This window comes from Azospira oryzae (assembly GCF_004217225.1).
In the GTDB taxonomy this organism is placed as follows: domain Bacteria; phylum Pseudomonadota; class Gammaproteobacteria; order Burkholderiales; family Rhodocyclaceae; genus Azospira; species Azospira oryzae.
On the sequence record NZ_SHKM01000001.1, the window covers coordinates 1223319 to 1242565 of the forward strand.

Here is a 19247-nt window from a genome sequence, read left to right on the forward strand (position 1 = left end):
GCATGAGCGGCGCTTTCACTAAGTCGATGGCGCGCAATATCTTTTTCGGCGGAACGGTCTTTTTCTTTCTGCTGTTCTTGGCATTGTCGTTCGACTCAACCGCAACACTGCCGAAGCGCGATAACCGGGCCAATCTGACCCCGGCCGTCGCCAACGGTAAAAAAATCTGGGAAACCCGTAACTGCATCGGCTGCCACACGCTGCTGGGCGAAGGCGCTTACTTTGCGCCCGAGCTGGGCAATGTGTATCCCCGCCGCGGTGGTGACTTCATCAAAGCCTGGATCAAGGGCCAACCCAGCGGTGCCCCCGGCCGTCGCCAGATGCCTCAGTTCAACCTGACTGAGCAGCAACTGGACGATCTGGTGGCTTTCCTCAAGTACACCTCTGAGATCAATACCGCTAACTGGCCGCCCAACATCGAGGGCTGATGCCTCGACGCGGACCCCAGAAAAACAGAGCTTACGCTTAAGGAGTCATCGCTATGCAATATAAATCCCAGGCCGTTGCCACGCCGTATTTCATCGCGGCAATCGGTCTTTTCGTCGGGCAGATCATATTCGGGCTGATCATGGGCCTGCAGTATGTGATCGGGGACTTCCTGTTCCCGATGATCCCCTTCAACGTGGCCCGCATGGTCCACACCAACCTGCTCATCGTGTGGCTGCTGTTCGGCTTCATGGGTGCGGCCTACTACATGATCCCGGAAGAATCGGAAACCGAGCTGTTCAGCCCCAAGCTGGCGCTCGCCATGTTCTGGATCTTCCTGGTGGCAGGGGCCCTGACCATCGTCGGCTACCTGGCGGTTCCCTACGCCACCCTGGCCGAGCTGACCGGTAACGACCTGCTCGAAACCATGGGCCGCGAGTTCCTGGAACAGCCGCTGATCACCAAGGTGGGTATCGTCATCGTCGCCCTGGCCTTCCTCTTCAACATCAGCATGACCGTGCTGAAGGGGCGCAAGACCTCCATCTCCCTGGTGATGCTGCTGGGTCTGTGGGGTCTGGCCGTGTTCTTCCTGTTCTCCTTCTACAACCCCACCAACCTGGTCCTGGACAAGTTCTTCTGGTGGTGGACGGTGCACCTCTGGGTGGAAGGCGTGTGGGAACTGATCCTCGGCGCCATGCTGGCCTTCGTGCTGATCAAGGTGACGGGCGTGGACCGTGAAGTCATCGAAAAGTGGCTCTACGTCATCATCACCCTGACCCTGGTCACCGGCATCATCGGTACCGGTCACCACTACTTCTGGATCGGCACGCCCGAATACTGGCAGTGGTGGGGTTCCGTGTTCTCCGCCCTGGAGCCCATCCCCTTCTTCGCCATGACCGTGTTCGCCTTCAACATGGTGAACCGCCGTCGTCGCGAACACCCCAACAAGGCCGCCACCCTGTGGGCCCTGGGGACCGGTGTGATGGCTTTCCTGGGCGCCGGCGTGTGGGGCTTCCTGCACACCCTGGCTCCGGTGAACTACTACACCCACGGCACCCAGATCACGGCAGCCCACGGCCACATGGCCTTCTACGGTGCCTACGTGATGGTGAACCTGACCATGATCTCCTACGCCATGCCCATCCTGCGCGGCCGTGCTGCCAACAGCAACAAGTCCCAGGTCCTGGAAATGTGGAGCTTCTGGCTGATGACGATCTCCATCGTCTTCATCACCCTGTTCCTCACCGCCGCCGGCATCCTGCAAGTCTGGCTGCAGCGCGTCTCCGAGACTCCCCTGTCCTTCATGGCAACCCAGGACAAGATCTCCCTGTTCTACTGGATGCGTGAGTGGACCGGCGTGGTCTTCCTCATCGGCCTGATCCTGTACATCGCCAGCTTCTTCGTGAAGGGCGAGGACAAGGCAGCCGCCTGAAGTCCCGGCAACACCTCCGCTCCCGCCGCCCCAACCGCGGCGGGAGCGGAACCAGCAACACCTTTTTTGTCACCTCCCAACCTCCGTTGACAAACCGGCGCACTCGCAAGGGTCCGCCGGATTTTTTTTGCCCCGCCGAACGGCCGGGACCGCGGCCGGCGGGCCTGCCGGCGTGTATTAATTGCTTTTACGCAGTGCAGCAATTGGTTAAGCTGCGTCAAGAACAGACTGACAGCCAACAGACGCAATTCCCTCGAGCCGCACCAGGGGGGGGTGGAATTGACCAATGTATAAAGAAAACAGTCTTGCCCAGAACCGTCCCGACCCCGGCCCGATGCTGGCGCCGGGGCCGTCTGCAGCCTGCCTCGCAGCCCTGCTCGGCGCCCTGCTCTGCCTGCCGCTCCCGGCCGCCGCGGACGCTGCCGATAGCCTGGAGAACGAGCCCGCGCGCCTGCATCTGCGGGGCTTCGGCACCCTGGGCCTGACCCGCTCCTCCGCCGACGGCGCCGACTTCGTGCGGGACCTCTCCCAGCCCCGGGGCACCTCCGGCGGCAACTGGTCGTCCCGGGTGGACAGCGTGCTCGGCCTGCAGGCCAACTGGCAGGCCACCGACCAGCTCGAGGCGGTGGTCCAGGGGGTCACCCGCTACCGTTACGACCAGACCTACCAGCCCGAACTGACCTGGGCCTACCTCAAGTACGACCCCACCCCCTCCCTCAGCCTGCGGGCCGGCCGCCTCGGCACCAATTTCTTCATGCTCGCCGACTCCCGCCTGGTGGGCTATTCCTACCTGGCGGTGCGGCCCTCGGTGGATTACTTCACCTCCCTGCCCTTCTCCCACGTGGACGGGGTGGACGGCAGCTTCACCTTCCCCCTGGGGCCGGGCCTGGGCAAGGTGCAGGCCTTCAGCGGCCGCATGCACGGCAGCCTGGCCCTGGGCGACCAGCAATGGCAGATGGGCGGCTCCAGCATGTACGGCGGCCACCTGGACTACCTGCAGGGCCCGTGGACCCTGCGGGCCGGCTACGCCCACCTGCGCTTCGGCCAGAACCTGCCCATCGACCCGGTGGTTAACGGCCTGCGGGCCAGCGGTGTGCCCAGTGCTGCCGCCGCGGCCGACGCCCTCGGCACCCAGGACAAGGACAGCGAGTTCTACTCCCTCGGCGCCCTCTACGAGTCCGGCCCCCTGCAGGCCCAGCTGATGCTCAACCGCATCCGCCAGCAGAGCGCCGCCTTCCAGGATTCCCGGGCCGGCACCCTGCTGGCCGGCTACCGCATCGGCCAGTTCACGCCCTACGCCGGCTATTCCTGGCAGAAATCCACGCCCAAGAGCCTGACCACGGGACTGCCCCCTGGCCTGCTGAATGCGGCCGTCAACAGCATCCTGGCCGATTCCCGCAGCCACCAGCACACCGTGACCCTGGGCCTGCGCTGGGACTTCCGCACCAACATGGACCTGAAGCTGCAGTACGACGCCGTGCGCGGCAGCAGCGATTCCATCTTCCCCACCCGCCGCGACACGCCGGGCTGGAACGGCCGCACCGACGTCATCAGCATCGTCACCGACTTCATTTTCTGAGACGACGCCCGTGAAACCCCGCCTCCTGCCCCGCCTCCGCCTCGCCCTAGCCCTGCTGCTCCCCGCAGCCGGGCAGGCCGCCGGCGACCTGGTGGTGGTGGTCAATCCCCGCAGCGGCGTGGAGAAACTGAGCCGGGAAGACGTCACCAACATTTTCCTCGGCCGCTACCGCCAGTTCCCCTCCGGCCTCACCGCCGTGCCCCTGGAACTGCCCCAGGAATCCCTGGAGCGGACCCAGTTCTACTGGCGCCTGGTGGGCAAGAGCCCGGCGGAGATCAATGCCTACTGGGCCCGGGTGATCTTCTCCGGGCGCACCTCGCCGCCCCTGCAGCAGCAGTCGCCGGACATGCTGCTCAACACCGTGGCCAGCAACCGGGGCGCCATCGGCTACCTGGACCGCAGCCGGGTGGACGGCCGGGTCAAGGTGGTGCTGGAACTGGAGAACCGGACCCCATGAGATGCCCGCCCAAACGCAACATCCTCAGCCGGGCCGTCTGGGCCATGGCCGGGGTCACCCTGCTGGTGGGCACCCTGGTGATCGGCATCACCTGGGTCGTCACCAACCACCTGGCCCAGCAGGAAGCCAACAACCGCCTGGGGGAACTGCTCGACACCATCGAGGAGACGGTGCGCATCGCCTGTTTCATCGAAGACGCCCAGCTGGCGACGGAAGTGGCCCGGGGCCTGATCCGCAACAGCGAGGTGGCCGCCGTCAGCATCCGCAGCCTGAACCAGGAGCTGGGGCGGGAGGAGCGCAGCGGCCAATTGTCCCAGAACAGCGCCGCCGCCCTGCGGCGGGACATCTACTCTCCCTTCGACCCCACCCGCCGGGTCGGTGAAATCGAGCTGCAACCCAACCGGGAAGCCCTGGAACAACGCACCTTCCGCGAGAGCCTGTTCGTCGGCCTGGTACTGGCCGCCCAGCTGGCCCTGCTGACCCTGGCGGTGATCTTCATCGTCCTGCGCCTCATCGTCGCCCCCATCAAGGCCATCTCCGACCGCCTGCACCTGCTCAAGCCGACCCTGGGCGAGCGGCTGCCGGCGCCCCCCGGCCACGGCGGCAACGAAATCGGCCGCCTGGTGGACGACATCAACGGTCTCACCGAGGACCTGGTGGCCGCCCTGGAGGAGGAGCACAGCCTGCGCCTGCGCCAGGCCATGGACGAGCGCAAGTACCGGGACATTTTCGAAAATGCGGAATCGGGAATTTTCGTGGCCGACGGCCAGGGCACCCTGCTCTCCCACAACCGTTCCCTGGCCCGCCTCAGCGGCCAGGAGGAGCGGCCGGGCGGCATGCCGCCCAACCTGCTGGCCCTGCCCTGGGGCCAGCCGGAGCAGACGGCAGCCCTGCTGCGCAGCTGCCTGGAAAGCAACAGCGCCCAGGAGGACGACCTGGAACTGGCCCTGCCGGACAATCCGCGCTGGCTGCACCTGAGCCTGACCCCCATCGGCGACGCCCTGGTCCAGGGCATCGCCAGCGACATCACCCAGCGCAAGCTGGTGGAGACCTTCGCCCAGCGCATGACCGTCACCGACCTGCTGACCAGCCTGGGCAACCGCATGGGCCTGGAGCAGCAGATCCGGGAAATGATCATCCTCCATCCCGAGCAGCCCTTCGCCCTGCTGCTCATCAACCTGGACGGTTTCAAGCGCATCAACGACGGCCAGGGCTTCGACGTGGGCAACGAACTGCTGCTGATGGCCGCCAACCGGCTGCGCAACTGCATCAAGGGCAGCGACTGGCTGGGCCGCACCAGCGGCGACGAATTCGCCCTGCTCCTGCCCAATGTGGAAGGCCAGGAGATTCCCGCCAAGGTGGCCCACCGCATCGTCGAGACCCTGGGCCTGGCCTACGAGCTGGGGGACACCCCGGCCTTCGTCGGCAGCAGCGTCGGCATCGCCCTCTACCCGGAGGACGGGCGGGAACTGCTGACCCTGCTGCGCAACGCCGAACTGGCCCTGGACCGGGTCAAGCGCAGCGGCGGCCGGGACTACCAGTTCTTCCACCCCTCCATGGCCGCCGCCGCCGAGAACCGGCGCCGCCTGGAGAACGAACTGCGCCTGGCGGCGGAGCGCCAGGAACTGCGCCTGTTCTACCAGCCCATCGTGGATATCCAGCAGAACCGCCTGGCCGGGGCCGAAGCCCTGATCCGCTGGGTCCATCCCCAGCAGGGCATGGTGCCGCCGGACGACTTCATCCCGGTGGCGGAGGAAACCGGCCTGATCCAGGAGATCGGCCTGTGGGTGCTGGAAACGGCCTGCGACCAGCTGCAGCAGTGGCGCCGGGAAGGCCGGGAGGACCTGTACCTCTCCATCAACGTCTCCGGCAGCCAGATTCCCCACGGCCTGCCGCCCTCGGCGGTGATGGAGGCCCTCAGCCGGCGCAGCCTGCCCCCCGGCGCCCTGGTCCTGGAAATCACCGAGGGCGTGCTCATGTCCGACATGAAGCAGGCCCTGGAGTGGCTGCAGGCCCTGCGCCAGGTGGGCATCCGCATCTACCTGGACGATTTCGGCACCGGGTATTCCTCCCTCTCCTACCTGAAGCGTTTCCCGGTGACCACGGTCAAGGTGGACAAGTCCTTCGTCCGAGACATGGGCCAGGACAGCAGCGACCGGGCCCTGGTGGAGGCCATCGTCGCCATGACCCGCAGCCTGGGCCTGGAGGTGGTGGCCGAAGGGGTCGAGAACGAGGCCCAGCTGGCCCTGCTGCGCGGCATGGGCACCCGCTACGGCCAGGGCTACCACTTCTCCCGCCCGGTACCCGCCGGCGACTTTTCCGCCGTCACCGAGCGTCTCGAAACCCTGCTGCAGGCCACCCCGGGCGCCCCCGGCTAGGGCCTGCCGCGGCCCGCGGCGGCCCCGGCCACCTTTTGCCGACGTTCTTAGCAGGTATCAAAGTCGCCCCCGGGTCCCCTTCCTATACTGGGGCCCATGGATACCCAAGCCCTTGCCATTGAGTCCCCCGCCAGCGAGCGCCGCCTGCCCGGCGACCTGGCCATCTGGTTCTTCATCTGCGCCGAACTGCTGGCCTTCTGCGTCTTCTTCGCCGCCTACGCCTTCACCCGGGCCAAGCACGTGGAACTGTTCAACGCCGAACAGCTGGCCCTGGACCGCAACGCCGGCGCCCTCAACACCATCCTCCTGCTCACCGCCAGCTACTTCGTGGTGCGCGCCGTGCAGGCCGCCGAAGCGGGCCTCAGGGACAAGGTGGCGCCCTGGCTGGCCGCCGGCTTCCTCTGCGGCAGCGGCTTCGTCGCCGTCAAGCTGGTGGAGTACGCCGACAAGCTGGGGGCCGGCATCACCCTGTCCACCAGCCCCTTCTACATGTTCTACCTCTCCCTCACCTTCTTCCACTTCATGCACGTGCTGCTGGGGCTGGTGATCCTGGCCGTCCTCTGGTTCCAGGCCCGCCGCGGCAACTACGGCCCGGACAACGGCACCGCCATGAACAACCTGCACAGCGGCGCCTCCTACTGGCACATGGTGGACCTGGTGTGGATCATCCTCTTCCCCCTGGTCTATGTACTGCGCTGAGAACGGAACCATGGATAACCTGACCCACGTCGCCGCCCCCTACAGCACCCGCCGCAGCACCGTCGTCTGGCTGCTGCTGATCGCCGCCACCCTGGCCACCTGGACCGTCGGCGAGGAAGGCATCAGCGGCCCCGCCGCCGTCGCCAGCCTGCTGCTCATCGCCGCCCTCAAGAGCCGGGCGGTGATCCTCGACTTCATGGGCCTGCGCCACGCCCCCCTGCTGTGGAAGGGCATCACCCTCGGCTGGGTGGTCCTGGTCTGCGGCCTCATTGCTATCGCCTACTGGAAAGGAATGCCCTGATGGACATGGCCGCCACCCTGCCCTTCTACGACGCTGCCGCCGATGAAGTGGAAATTTTCGAGCACGCCTGGAAGAACCGGCTGCCCCTCCTGATCAAGGGCCCCACGGGCTGCGGCAAGACCCGCTTCGTCGCCCACATGGCGGCCAAGCTGGGCCTGCCCCTGTTCACCGTGGCCTGCCACGACGACCTCACCGCCGCCGACCTGGTGGGCCGCCACCTCATCGGCGAAGGCAAGACCCTGTGGTGCGACGGCCCCCTCACCCGGGCCGTGCGCGAAGGCGGCATCTGCTACCTGGACGAGGTGGTGGAAGCGCGCAAGGACACCACCGTGGTGCTGCATCCCCTGGCCGACGACCGCCGCATCCTGCCCATCGACCGCACCGGCGAGGTGCTGGAGGCGCCGGATTCCTTCATGCTGGTGGTGTCCTACAACCCGGGCTACCAGAACCTGATGAAGGGCATGAAGCCTTCCACCCGGCAGCGCTTCGTCTCCCTGCGCTTCGACTTCCCCGGCAGCGCCCGGGAAATCGCCATCCTGCGCGGCGAAACCGGCTGCGACGAGGACCTGGCCAAGCGCCTGGTGGCCATCGCCCAGGCCCTGCGCACCCTCAAGGACCAGGACCTGGAGGAAGCCGCCAGCACCCGCCTGCTGGTCTACGCCGCCACCCTGGTGAAGGCCGGCATGGACCCGGTCACCGCCTGCCGCGCCGCCATGGTGGAAAGCCTCACCGACGACGTGGAAACCGCCGGCGCCCTGATGGAAATCGTCAACGCCACCTTCGGCCGCTGACCTACCGCCATGGCCAGCCCCAGCGCCCCTGCAGACAACCCGGAAGGCACTGGCCTGGCCATCGCCGCCGAGGCCCTGTTCCTGGTCAATCTCCTGGCCCTGCCGGGCCTGGCCTTCGCCGCCCTGGCCTGGCTGTGGTGGCGCCACGGCGGTACGGCGCCCCTGCTGGCCCGCCAGCACCTGCAGCAGACCTTCTGGGTCAGCGCCTGGGGCGGCCTGCTCATCGTCACCCTGTCCGCCGGCTTCATCGCCCTGGGCGGCCTCAACTGGGAATGGACCTGGGTCGCCGTCATCCTCTATTTCACCTGCGTCCATTCGGCCCTGGTGGTGGGCGGCATCGTCGGCCTGGCCAGCGCCATGGCCGGGCAGCCCTGGCGCTTCCCCCTGATCGGCCCGCGCCTGCCCCGGGCCTGAAGGCCCTGCCTTTTCCATTTCCATGAACCAGCGCGTCATTCCCATCATTCCGGCGGCCCAGGCCGTGGCCGGCAACCAGCGCGTGCAGCGGCAACGGCTGGCGGCCCAGATGGGCTTCTTCGTCCTCTTTGCCCTGGCGCCGGTGTTCGACCTGTTCCGCTACGACCTGGCCCGCGGCCACGCCCTCTTCCTCACCTTCGAATGGCGCCTGGGCCTGGACCAGTTCCTGGCCGGCCGCATCGGCGCCGGCGAAGCCGCCTTCAACGTCCTCACCCGGCTGTTCCTGCCCATTCTCGCCGGCGCCGCCGTCTTCCTCTGGGCCGCCTGGAAATGGGGCCGCCTCTACTGCGGCTGGCTGTGCCCCCACTTCTCCGTGGTGGAGACCATCAACCGGGTGATGATCCGGGCCTCGGGCAAGCACAGCCTGTGGGACAAGAAGCCCATCTCCCCCTGGCGCCCCGACGGCACCCCGGCACCCCGGGGCCCGATCTGGTGGCTGGCGGTGCTGCCCCTGGCGGTGGCCTTCGCCTTCGTCTGGGCGGTGGTCTTCCTCACCTACCTGCTGCCGCCCATGGAGGTCTACGCCAACCTCTTCAACGGGGAACTGACGCGCAACCAGCTCATTTTCATCGCGGCCGCCACCACGGTCATTTCCCTGGAATTCCTCTTCGCCCGCCACCTCTTCTGCCGCTATGCCTGCGCCGTCGGCCTGTTCCAGAGCCTGGCCTGGATGGGCAACAAGGACGCCCTGGTGGTGGGCTTCAACCGGCAGCGCACGGCCGAATGCGCCGACTGCCTGCCGGACCGGCAATCGGCCTGCGACGCCGTCTGCCCCATGCGCCTCAAGCCCCGCACCCTGAAACGCATGATGTTCGCCTGCACCCAGTGCGGCCAGTGCCTGGACGCCTGCGCCCAGAGCCAGGGCCGCCAGGGCCAGCCGCCCCTGCTGCAGTGGGTGGAGGCTGAGGCGGCGCGGCAGAACGAGGCCGGATTTTCCGCGGTGGACCGGCCATGACCCGGCACCGCCCCAAGAACCGCATGGATAAAGGGCCCCAGGCCGGCGCTCAGGCCCTCGCGGCGCCCCTGGCGGCCCATTAAGGAACGGCCATGGAAGAATTCGTCGGCAAACTCTGGCACCGCTGGATCACCCAGGCCGCGGGCGGCCACTACCCCAAGGCGGCGGTCAAGCTGAAGGAAGTGGAACGCACCGCCGGCATCCTCTTCCGCGCCTTCGGCGGCGACCCCGGCCTGCGCGTCGCCGCCGCCGTCGAAGTGCGCCACGGCGCCCGCCGCCGCTGGCTGTCCCGGGTTGCCGGCAGCGACGAAAAGGCCACTCCCGCCACCCTGGATCTGGCCACCCTGCGCCTGCCGCCGGAAATCGCCGCCTTCCCCGACGCCGCCCTCAACCGGGACCTCTACCTGTGGCTGGCCGCCCTGGCCGCCGCCGGCCAGCAGCCCGGGGCCGCCGCCGAAACCGATTCCTGCCGCCGCAACCAGGCCGCCACCCGGCGCGCCCTGGCCTGCTGGCCAGGCCTGGCGCCCCGCTACCGGCGCCTGGTGCAGGCCCACCTGGCCCAGCGCCTCAACCCCGACAGCCTGCCCGCCGCCGAGCGGCCGCGGGAAGAGGCCATCCGCCGCGCCCTGCTGGAACCGGGCAGCGTCGATGCCCTGCCCCGCTCCCCCGTGCCCTCCCGCCCGGTGATGCTGTGGCTGGGCGACTTCGGCACCGAGCCGCACGGCGCCACCCAGCCCAGCCGCGAGGCGCCCACCGAGGATCAGGCCGGCAGCCAGCAGCTGAAGGAAGAGGAGGAACGGCGCGCCCACCAGACCGAGCGGGTGGAAATGCCGACGGAGAAGAACGGCATGCTGATGATGTTCCGGGCCGAGAGCATTTTCAGCTGGGGCGAATACGTGAAGGTGAACCGCCCCACCGACGACGACCCCAACGAGGACGCGGTGGCCGCCGCCAACGACCTGGACCAGCTGGCCCTGGCCGACGACAGCGAGAAGGTGGCCTCCAAGGTGCGCTTCGACCTGGACCTGCCCTCCGCCGCCGAGGACGACGTGATCCTGGGCGACGGCATTCCCCTGCCCGAATGGGACTACCGCAAGGGCCAGCTGCTGGAGGAGCATGTGCGCCTGCTGGAAGTGACGCCCCAGGCCGCCAGCGACAGCGCCCTGCCGCACCGCCTCGCCCGCACCGCCCGCCGCCTGCACCAGCAGTTCGCCGCCCTGCTGCCGGCCCGGCGCTGGCTCAAGGGCCAGCCCGACGGCCAGGAACTGGACGTGGATGCGGCAGTGCGCGCCCACGCCGACCGGGCCACCGGCGGCCACCCCACGGACAACCTCTACCTCTCCCTGGAAAAGCGGGAGCGGGACCTGGCCTGCCTGGTGCTGGCCGACCTCTCCCTGTCCACCGACACCTGGGTCAGCGACGAGGCCCGGGTCATCGACGTGGTCAAGGACGCCCTGCTGCTGTTCGGCACCGCCATGGGCGCCACCGGCGACGCCTTCGCCCTGTGCGGCTTCTCCTCCTTGAAGCGCAGCCAGGTGCGCTTCTCCCGCCTCAAGGATTTCGGCCAGAAGTTCGACGCCGCCGCCCGGGGCCGCATCCTGGCCCTCAAGCCCGGCTACTACACCCGCCTCGGCGCCGCCATCCGCCATGCCTCCAGCCAGCTGGCGCGGCAGCCGGCCAGCCGCCGGGTGCTGCTGATCCTCTCCGACGGCAAGCCCAACGACCTGGACATCTACGACGGCCGCTACGGCATCGAGGACACCCGCATGGCCATCATCGAGGCGCGCAAGCTGGGCCTGCAGCCCTTCTGCGTCACCATCGACCGGGAAGGGGCCTCCTACCTGCCCCACCTGTTCGGCCCCGCCGGCTACGCGGTGATCCGCAAGCCGGAGGAACTGCCCCGCCGCCTGCCCCTGCTTTACGCCCAACTGACGCGCTGACCCACCGCCTCCCAGGAAACGAAGGTAAGCCCATGAACAACAGCACCTGCCTCCTGCCCCCGGATTCGGGCACCCCGCCCGATCCCCGCATCATCGCCCTGCTGCGGGAAACCAGCCTCTTCGCCGAACTGGAGGAGCCCGACCTGGAGCGCCTGGCCCGGGGCGTGCGCGAGGTCGAGGCCGGCCGCGGCGACATCCTCTTCCACAAGGGCGATCCCTGCCGCGGCTTCCACCTGCTGCTGGCGGGACAGGTGAAGCTGGCCTTCAATTCCAACCAGGGCAACGAAAAGGTGGTGGAACTGATCCACCCGGGCCAGACCTTCGGCGAGGCGGTGATGTTCATGGAAAAGCCCTACGCCCTCTTCGCCCAGGCCCTGACCCGCTCCCGCCTGCTGCACATTTCCAAGCTGGTGCTGTTCCACGAGATGGACCAGGACCCCCTGCTATGCCGCAAGATGATCAGCAGCCTCTCCCGCCGCCTGCACCACCGGGTGGTGGATGTGGAAGCCTATTCCCTGCAGTCCGGCTGGGAGCGCATCGTCGGCTTCCTGCTGCGCGGCGCCGAGGCGCCGGAGGCCGGCAGCGGCAACTGTCCGCGCCAGGCCGTGGTGCGCCTGCCCAGCAGCAAGGGCAACATCGCCTCCCGCCTCAACCTGACCCAGGAACACTTTTCCCGCATCCTGCACGACCTGGCAGGCCGCGGCCTGGTGGTGGTGGACGGCCGCACCATCCACATTCCCGACGTGGAAGCCCTGCGTCTGGCTTCGCCCTAGGCCGCGCCCGATTCAGTCCCGGGTCAGGGTCAGGAGGATGTCCGCATACCAGGCGCAGTTGAGGCCCAGGGCCTCGTCCACCTCCGCATCCCGTCCGCCCGCATCGAGCCGGGCCGAATGCACGCCGAGCAGCAGCCAGGGCAGTTCGCCCCGCCCCCCGTCGCCGTCGGGCAGGCGCATCACCACCGGCGCGCCGCTGGTGCCGCGGTGGGTGCGGGCATCGGTGAGGAAATAGCCCTGGCCCTGGAAGCGCAGGCCGAAGGACGAGGCCACCACCGACTGGCGCGCCACCGGCATGTGGTGCAGCTGGTCGTGGAAGCCCAGGGGGAAGCCGACGATGAGCAGGGAACTGCCCACTTCCACCCGGTCCCGGCGGCCGGCCAGATGGGCCGGCGTGAAGGCGGCATGGAGCGTGGTCGGCGGCAGGGCCGCCCGCTCGATCTCGATCGCCGCCACGTCGATCTCCCCGACCCCGTCCTCGCCCTGGCGCCACAGGCTGCGGCCGTTGCGGTAGAGGGGAATGGAAAAGCCGGTGGCGGCGGCCAGGTTGGCCGGATCGGTATGCAGCTCGATCTCGATGCGCTCCGGATGGTGGCCGCTGGCGGCATCGCACAGCACATGGCGGCTGGTGACGAGAAACAGGCGGCTCTCGTCCGGGGCGAAGAAAAAGCCGCTGGCATTAGTCAGGGCCCGGCCGGCGCCGAAAGTGCATACCCGTACTGCCGTCAACAAAATGGATTCGATCATGATCCTGGCACCTTTCGTCCCCAGGCCAAAAAAGGCTCCCGCCGAAGGGGGCGAGCACCGCCTGGAAAGCCATTGTGGGGCAAAGCGGAGAGCCTGCCCCGGACATTTGCCGACAGGGCCCCGGCAAAAGGCAAATATCGGCCCCGCAAGCTTTCCAATCCCCGTGCCACAAGGTAGATTACGGCCCGGGAGGTATAGCTTCTTCCAGACGAGGAGCGAGACAAAAATGAAGGATAAATCCATCGTTCCCACCAATCGGGAACGGGTCATGCGCGACAACGATTTCATCGTCAGCAAGACCGACCTGAGCGGCCGCATCACCTACGGCAACGAGATTTTCATCGAGTTTTCCGGCTACAGCGAAGCCGAGCTGCTGGGCACCCAGCACAACATCATTCGCCACCCGGACATGCCCCGGTCCGCCTTCAACCTGGTGTGGGACACCCTCAAGTCGGGCCGGGAAATCTTCGCCTACGTGAAGAACATGTCCAAGGACGGCAGCTTCTACTGGGTCTTCGCCCACATCACCCCGGACTTCGGCCCCAAGGGCGACATCGTCGGCTACTACTCGGTGCGGCGCTGTCCCAGGCGCAGCGCCATCGACAAGATCGTGCCGGTGTACCAGCAGATGCTGGCGGCCGAAAAGGCCGCCGGCAGCAAAGACGCCATCGCCGCCGGCACCAAGGTGCTGACCGACCTCCTGCAATCTTCCGGAATGAGCTATGAACAGCTGGTTCTCTCACTTTGACAGGCGGCGCTGGCCGCTCCTGATCCTGGTGCTGGCCGGTGCCGGCCTGGCCTTCCTCGACCCGCTCTACGCCCTGCCGGCCCTGCTGCTGGCGGCCCTGCTGCTGGTCCTGCCCGCCGCCTCCCGCCAGGAGCGCCTGAAAGAGCTGAACGCCCTGATGGACAAGGTGCAGAACGGCCTGCTGGTGGAGCGTATGCCCCGCAGCATCGACGACCCCCAGCTCGACGCCATCCGCATCAGCATCAACTCGGCCCTGGACCAGACCGAAACCGCCTTCCGCGAAATGCTCGGCGCCATGGCTGCCTCGACCCAGGGCCGCCCCTGGCGCCGCCTGCACACCGCGGGCCTGCACGGCACCTTCCGCGACGTGCTGGAGCAGATGCAGGGCATGCTCGACCGCCTCGACGAGGCCCGGGAATCCGTGGCCCGGGAGGCCCTGCTGTCGAAGATCTTCCTGCGTTCGGAACGGGGCCTGTCCACCGCCATCGGCCGGGTCAGCGAGGCCCTGGAAACCGTGGCCCAGGAATCGGCCCAGGCCGAATCCCTGGCCCGGGCCTTCGCCGAATCCGCCGGCGCCATGTCCGGTGCCGCCGAATCCATGTCCGCCGCCCTCGGTCAGGCCCAGACCTCGGCCCAGCACAGCGCCGAAGCCCTGCACGAGCTGGACGGCAAGACCAACGCCATCCGCCAGCTGACCGGCCACATCGACGCCATCGCCAAGCAGACCAACCTGCTGGCCCTCAATGCCGCCATCGAGGCGGCCCGGGCCGGCGAGACGGGCCGCGGCTTTGCCGTGGTGGCCGACGAGGTGCGCAAGCTGGCCGACCAGTCCCAGAAGGCCGCGGTGGAGATCACCCAGGCCATCGGCGACGTTTCCGGCGCCATGGAAGACGTCTCCCGGCGCATGGAAGAACTGGGGGGCGCCGTCTCCGACGCCCGCGGCACCGCCGACACCTTCAGCCAGGAACTGGCCGGCTCCGCCAGCTCCGCCTCCGTGGTGGAGGAACTGGCGGGCACCATCGGCCAGGGTGCCGGCAGGATGGAAACCTCCATGCGCATGGTGTCCCTGGCCCAGAAGGCCCGGGCCGACGTCAATGCCATCATCAACGGCGAGCAGGTGGAAATCGCCAGCCGCTCCGCCACCGAACGGGCAGCCCTGGAACTGGCCGCCACCCGCAAGTGGACCGAAGGCAGCGCCGAGCGGGATGCCCTGGTGGAAATGTACGACGAACTGTTCGCCTACATCGAAAGCCAGAACGCCGCCCTCTAGGCGGCGTCAGCTCCGGCCATGGCAGCCAAGACCCTCCTGGTGGTGGACGACGTGGAGTCCATGCGCGGCATCCTCACCGCCATCGCCCAGGAGGTGGGCTTTGCCGTCAAGCAGGCCTCCCATGGCCAGGCCGGCCTGGAGATGGTGCAGGCCGGCGGCATCGACGCCATCGTCAGCGACTGGAACATGCCGGTCATGGATGGCGGCCAGTTCGTCCGCGCCCTGCGGGCGGCGGGCCACCTGATGCCGGTGATCATGGTCACCGTGGAAGCGGACCAGAACCGGGTGCGGGAACTGATCCAGACCGGCATCCAGGGCTACATCGTCAAGCCCTTCAAGGCGGAAACGGTGCACCGGGCCCTGGAAAAGCTGTTGCAGCGGCTCTGACGGAACAGCGCCCGGGTTGCCGGGCCCCTGCCTCCCCTGGTCACATCCAGGGCGCTGCTGCCCGGCCGGGCAGCCCTCCTTCCCATAATCCCTTGCTCTCAGGCCATCCCCACCGCCATCGCAGCAGCAGGAAAGCCCGCCGGGACCCCGAGCGACGGGGCCCGGGCTGCCGAGCCCAGCCTAGTGGCTGGTGCCTTCGGAACGGGTGATCTTGTTCCACACGTTGTACTTACCCACCGGCTTCTTCATGGGCAGGCGCTTCACCTCTTCCAGGGTCCTGGCGTCGTAGATGATCAGGGCGCCGTCCATTTCCCACAGGCTGGCCAGGGCGTAACGGCCGTCCTTGGTGAACTCGATGTGGGCCAGGGTCTTGCCGGGGACGGGCTTGAGTTCCTTGACGATCTCCAGCTTGTCCTTGTCGATCACCTGCAGGGTGTCCTTGGCCGGGCTCATCATGGAATCGACGAAGGCGTAGCGGCTGTTCTCGTGGCTGCGCAGGAAGAAGCCGGCTCCCCGGGTGACGATGTCCTTCACCGGTTTCCAGTCCTTCATGTCGATCACCGTCACCTTGCCTTCCTTGAGGTTGGTGGAGGCCATCACGGTGCGGCCCTGCCAGTTCCAGGTGATGCCGGAGCCCAGGTGGGGCATGCCGGAGAGCTGCAGTTCGGAGACCTTGCGCCGGGCATCCAGGTTCACCACCTGGCCCTTGCCTTCCCGGCTGGTGCCCATCACCTCGGAATAGCTCTGGTCGAAGAAGAAATCGTCCAGGGGATCGGTGAGGCGGGTGCGGCGGGGGTTGAGGAAGCCGGGCACCGAGACCCCTTCCTTGTACTGGTAGTCGTGCACCAGGCCGTCGTAGATGGGATGGGCTTCCGGGTCGTAGCTGATTTCCCAGACCTCGGGCATGTCCTTCATGGCGGCGACGAAGCTCTTGCGCGGGGCGGCATCGTACACCGCGGAAACCCGGGAGCTTTCCTTGCCGTCGGCGCTCTTCGCCTCCATCACCTTGATCAGGTTGAGGTCGGCGTCGAACAGCACCAGATCCTGGGGCAGGTAGTTGGCGGCCATGACGTACTTGCCGTCGCCGGAGACGGCGGCGTTGCGGGTGTTGATGCCGGCCCGCACCTCGGCCACCACCTTCAGGTTCCACAGGTCGAACTTGGTCAACCAGCCGTCCCGGGAGGCGAAATACACGAAGCGGCCGTCGGGGGAGAACTTGGGCCCACCGTGGAGGGCGTAGCGGGACTGGAAGCGGTGGATGGGCTCCAGCTTGTCGCCGTCGAGGATGGAGACGTGATGGTCGCCCCCTTCCACCACCACGAAGAGGTTCATGGGGTCGGCCTTGAAGACGGGCTTGGGCGAGAGGGTCTTCTCGTCCACGTGCTGGATGCGGGAGGCGCGGATGTCCTTCTCCGTCCAGGTGGGCTTGGGGTTCACCGGGGCGTAGGCGTAGTCGGCCAGGGCGGCGATGTCGGCCTCGCTCAGCTGGTCCTTGAAGGCCGGCATCTGGGTGGCGGCCCGGCCTTCCCTGATGGTCTTGAGGGCTTCGGCCTTTCTCAGCCGTTCCAGGTTTTCCGGCAGCAGGGCCGGGCCCATGCCCCCCAGGCGGTCGGCACCGTGGCAGGCGGCGCAGTGCTGCTGGAACAGGGCCGGGGCGTTGGCATCGGCGGCGTGGGCCGGCCGGCTGGCCAGCCACAACGCCCCCAGGCCGAGGGGTACGGAAAGCAGCCAGAAGGCCAGGGAGGACGGCCGCCTGGCGGCCTGGACGCGGGTTTTCATAGGGATACCTCGGTTACCTTTTTGACGCCGATTTCTTCGTCGCTGAGATAGCAGGCCGGATCTTCGGCCCAGGGATTGCCGGTCAGCTGCTGGGCCCGCACCCGGGTGTTGCCGTTGCAGATGTTGAGGTAGGCGCAGGCGCCGCAGCGGCCCTCCACGGGCCGCGGGTGCTGCTTGAGGCCGGCCATGAGGGGGTCGGAGAGGTCGTTCCACAAGGTGGAGAAGGGCCGCTCCTTGACGTTGCCCAGGGTGTGGTGCCACCACATGGTGTCCGGATGCACATTGCCCAGGTTGTCGATGTTGGCCACATTGACGCCGCTGGCGTTGCCGCCCCACTGCTCCAGCTTGGCGCGGATGTGGGAGACCTTGTCCGGGAAGCGGCGGGCCACCCAGCGCAGCAGGTACACGCCGTCGGCATCGTTGTTGCCGGTGACGAATTCCTTGTGCAGACCCTTCTGCCGGTAGTCCCAGCAGGTGTCGAGGAGCAGGTCCATGGCCTGGCGGGTGGCCAGGTGATGGGTGTCGGTGGCCCGGTTCTTGTTGCCCCGGCCGGCGTAGTTGAGGTGGGAGAAGTAGAACTTGTCGATGCCCTCGGCCTCGATCAGCTTGAGCAGACCGGGCAGGTCGTGGGCGTTGTCCTGGGTCATGGTGTAGCGCACGCCCACCTTGATGCCCCGTTCCTTGCACAGGCGGATACCGGCCAGGGAGGCGTCGAAGGCCCCTTCCAGGCGGCGGAACCTGTCGTGGGTCTCCTTGATGCCGTCCAGGCTGACGCCCACGTAGTCGAAGCCGATGTCGGCGATAGCGTCGATATTGGCTTCGCTGATGAGGGTGCCGTTGGAGGAAAGGCCGACGTAGAAGCCCATGCCCTTGGCGCGGCGGGCGATGTCGAAGATGTCCGGCCGCAGCAGGGGCTCGCCGCCGGAGAGGATCAGCACCGGCACGCGGAAGGCCTTGAGGTCGTCCATCACGGTGAACACCTGCTCGGTGTTCAGTTCGCCGGGAAAATCCTTGTCGGCGGAGATGGAGTAGCAGTGCTTGCAGGTGAGGTTGCAGCGGCGCACCAGGTTCCAGATCACCACCGGCCCGGGCGGATTGCGGCGGGGGCCGACGGTGCTGGGGGTCACCAGCTCGTCCATGAATTGGGAGATGCGGAACATTTTTTCTTCCCTGGAGATCGTGGCTGCCATTGAACGCGGGAAGAAATGGGGCGTCGTTGATACGCATCAAGACAGCTGCGGGATGGGCGCCAGGGCGGCCTTCGGCGGATGCGGGGAGGCCGGCGGGAAGCCCTCGGGCAGCAATTCCTGCTAGGATGCCCCTCCCCTTTGCCACCACCGTTACCGAGGAAAACCGAGCGGATGCTGCCGATTATCTACCGCGACGAGCACCTGATCGCCATCCACAAGCCCCCCGGCCTGCTGGTGCACCGTTCCCTGGTGGACCGACACGAGACCCGCTTCGCCGTGCAGCTGCTGCGGGACCAGATCGGCCAGTGGGTCTACCCGGCCCATCGCCTGGACCGGGGCACTTCCGGCGTGCTGCTGTTCGCCCTCAGCAGCGACATGGCCCGGGAACTGGGGCGCCAGTTCGAGGCCCAGACGGTGCACAAGACCTACGTGGCGGTGGTGCGCGGCAATCCGGAGGAAGCCGGCGTCATCGACCATGCCCTCAGCCGCCAGTTCGACGACGGGGAATGGCAGGGGGAGCGCATGAACCGGGAGCCCCAGGCCGCCCTCACCCGCTACCGGCGCCTGGCCACGGTGGAACTGCCGCTGGCGGTGGACCGCTATCCCAGCAGCCGCTACGCCCTGCTTGAACTGGAGCCGGCCACCGGCCGACAGCACCAGCTGCGGCGCCATCTCAAGCACATCGCCCATCCCATCATCGGCGACGCCACCTACGGCAAGGGCAAGCACAACCGCTTCTTCGCCCAGCACTTCGCCTGCCCGCGCCTGCTGCTGGCCTGCCTGCGTCTGGAAGTGAGACACCCGGCCAGCGGCGCCCCCCTGCTGCTGGAAGCGCCCCTGGAGGGCGATTTCGCCCGGCTGGTGGCCGAGCTGGGCTGGGCCCAGGCCCTGCCGGCGGGGCTCGCCGGCCAGACCTGAGAC

19 protein-coding genes are annotated in these 19247 nt (G+C 67.7%); 16 read left to right on the forward strand and 3 right to left on the reverse strand.

Annotation, left to right across the window (positions count from 1 at the left end; genetic code table 11):
* The first annotated feature begins 2 nt into the window (after positions 1-2).
* From EV678_RS05565 to EV678_RS05620, 12 genes are all read left to right on the forward strand, one after another.
* On the forward strand, positions 3-428 hold the full coding sequence (locus EV678_RS05565) for a c-type cytochrome (protein ID WP_014238123.1): 426 nt from the start codon (positions 3-5) through the stop codon (positions 426-428).
* 53 nt (positions 429-481) lie between these two features.
* The gene (locus EV678_RS05570) at positions 482-1858 is read left to right on the forward strand and encodes a cbb3-type cytochrome c oxidase subunit I (protein ID WP_014238124.1); all 1377 of its coding nucleotides are present in this window, start codon (positions 482-484) and stop codon (positions 1856-1858) included.
* A 286-nt stretch (positions 1859-2144) separates the two neighbouring features.
* Positions 2145-3437 carry a porin gene (locus EV678_RS05575; protein WP_130458793.1) on the forward strand — a complete coding sequence of 431 codons (1293 nt, stop codon included), beginning with the start codon at positions 2145-2147 and terminating at the stop codon, positions 3435-3437.
* Between the two features lie 10 nt (positions 3438-3447).
* On the forward strand, positions 3448-3894 hold the full coding sequence (locus EV678_RS05580; RefSeq protein ID WP_014238126.1) for a type 2 periplasmic-binding domain-containing protein: 447 nt from the start codon (positions 3448-3450) through the stop codon (positions 3892-3894).
* Positions 3891-6272, forward strand: a complete 2382-nt coding sequence (locus EV678_RS05585; protein WP_130458794.1) for a putative bifunctional diguanylate cyclase/phosphodiesterase — start codon at positions 3891-3893, stop codon at positions 6270-6272. Before EV678_RS05580 ends, EV678_RS05585 begins: the two co-directional genes overlap by 4 nt.
* 96 nt (positions 6273-6368) lie before the next feature.
* Complete coding sequence (locus EV678_RS05590; RefSeq protein WP_130458795.1) at positions 6369-6971, forward strand: cytochrome c oxidase subunit 3 family protein; 603 nt, start codon at positions 6369-6371, stop codon at positions 6969-6971.
* 10 nt (positions 6972-6981) lie between these two features.
* Positions 6982-7272: a cytochrome C oxidase subunit IV family protein gene (locus tag EV678_RS05595; RefSeq protein WP_130458796.1), complete on the forward strand. Its 291-nt coding sequence runs from the start codon at positions 6982-6984 to the stop codon at positions 7270-7272.
* Entirely contained in the window at positions 7272-8063 is a 792-nt protein-coding gene (locus EV678_RS05600) for a CbbQ/NirQ/NorQ/GpvN family protein (protein WP_130458797.1), read from the forward strand. Before EV678_RS05595 ends, EV678_RS05600 begins: the two co-directional genes overlap by 1 nt.
* 9 nt (positions 8064-8072) lie before the next feature.
* The gene (locus EV678_RS05605; RefSeq protein ID WP_014238131.1) at positions 8073-8477 is read left to right on the forward strand and encodes a hypothetical protein; all 405 of its coding nucleotides are present in this window, start codon (positions 8073-8075) and stop codon (positions 8475-8477) included.
* Positions 8478-8499: 22 nt separating this feature from the next.
* Entirely contained in the window at positions 8500-9492 is a 993-nt protein-coding gene (locus EV678_RS05610) for a 4Fe-4S binding protein (RefSeq protein WP_130458798.1), read from the forward strand.
* 92 nt (positions 9493-9584) lie between these two features.
* On the forward strand, positions 9585-11432 hold the full coding sequence (locus tag EV678_RS05615; protein ID WP_130458799.1) for a nitric oxide reductase activation protein NorD: 1848 nt from the start codon (positions 9585-9587) through the stop codon (positions 11430-11432).
* A gap of 32 nt (positions 11433-11464) precedes the next feature.
* A complete protein-coding gene (locus EV678_RS05620) occupies positions 11465-12205 on the forward strand; it encodes a Crp/Fnr family transcriptional regulator (RefSeq protein WP_014238134.1) in 741 nt (246 codons plus the stop codon).
* A gap of 12 nt (positions 12206-12217) precedes the next feature.
* Here the strand turns inward: EV678_RS05620 and EV678_RS05625 are convergent, their stop codons facing one another.
* Positions 12218-12952, reverse strand: coding sequence for a S1 family peptidase (locus EV678_RS05625; RefSeq protein WP_130458800.1), 735 nt, complete (start codon positions 12950-12952; stop codon positions 12218-12220).
* A gap of 226 nt (positions 12953-13178) precedes the next feature.
* Here EV678_RS05625 and EV678_RS05630 point away from each other — a divergent pair, with 226 nt between their 5' ends.
* The 3 genes from EV678_RS05630 to EV678_RS05640 are packed head-to-tail and all read left to right on the forward strand — an operon-like array spanning position 13179 to position 15357.
* Positions 13179-13700 (forward strand): PAS domain-containing protein, encoded by a 522-nt coding sequence (locus EV678_RS05630; RefSeq protein ID WP_130458801.1) that lies wholly within the window; start codon positions 13179-13181, stop codon positions 13698-13700.
* On the forward strand, positions 13675-14970 hold the full coding sequence (locus tag EV678_RS05635) for a methyl-accepting chemotaxis protein (protein ID WP_130458802.1): 1296 nt from the start codon (positions 13675-13677) through the stop codon (positions 14968-14970). Before EV678_RS05630 ends, EV678_RS05635 begins: the two co-directional genes overlap by 26 nt.
* A gap of 18 nt (positions 14971-14988) precedes the next feature.
* Positions 14989-15357, forward strand: coding sequence for a response regulator (locus tag EV678_RS05640; RefSeq protein ID WP_130458803.1), 369 nt, complete (start codon positions 14989-14991; stop codon positions 15355-15357).
* Positions 15358-15537: 180 nt separating this feature from the next.
* Here EV678_RS05640 and EV678_RS05645 read toward each other — a convergent pair whose 3' ends face one another.
* Both EV678_RS05645 and nirJ read right to left on the reverse strand, forming a co-directional pair.
* Complete coding sequence (locus EV678_RS05645; RefSeq protein ID WP_130458804.1) at positions 15538-17136, reverse strand: cytochrome D1 domain-containing protein; 1599 nt, start codon at positions 17134-17136, stop codon at positions 15538-15540.
* Entirely contained in the window at positions 17133-18296 is a 1164-nt protein-coding gene (nirJ, locus tag EV678_RS05650) for a heme d1 biosynthesis radical SAM protein NirJ (protein WP_130458805.1), read from the reverse strand. Before nirJ ends, EV678_RS05645 begins: the two co-directional genes overlap by 4 nt.
* Before the next feature lie 201 nt (positions 18297-18497).
* Between nirJ and EV678_RS05655 the strand changes: the two genes are divergently transcribed.
* Positions 18498-19244 carry a tRNA pseudouridine(65) synthase TruC gene (locus EV678_RS05655; protein ID WP_130458806.1) on the forward strand — a complete coding sequence of 249 codons (747 nt, stop codon included), beginning with the start codon at positions 18498-18500 and terminating at the stop codon, positions 19242-19244.
* The last annotated feature ends 3 nt before the right edge of the window (positions 19245-19247 follow it).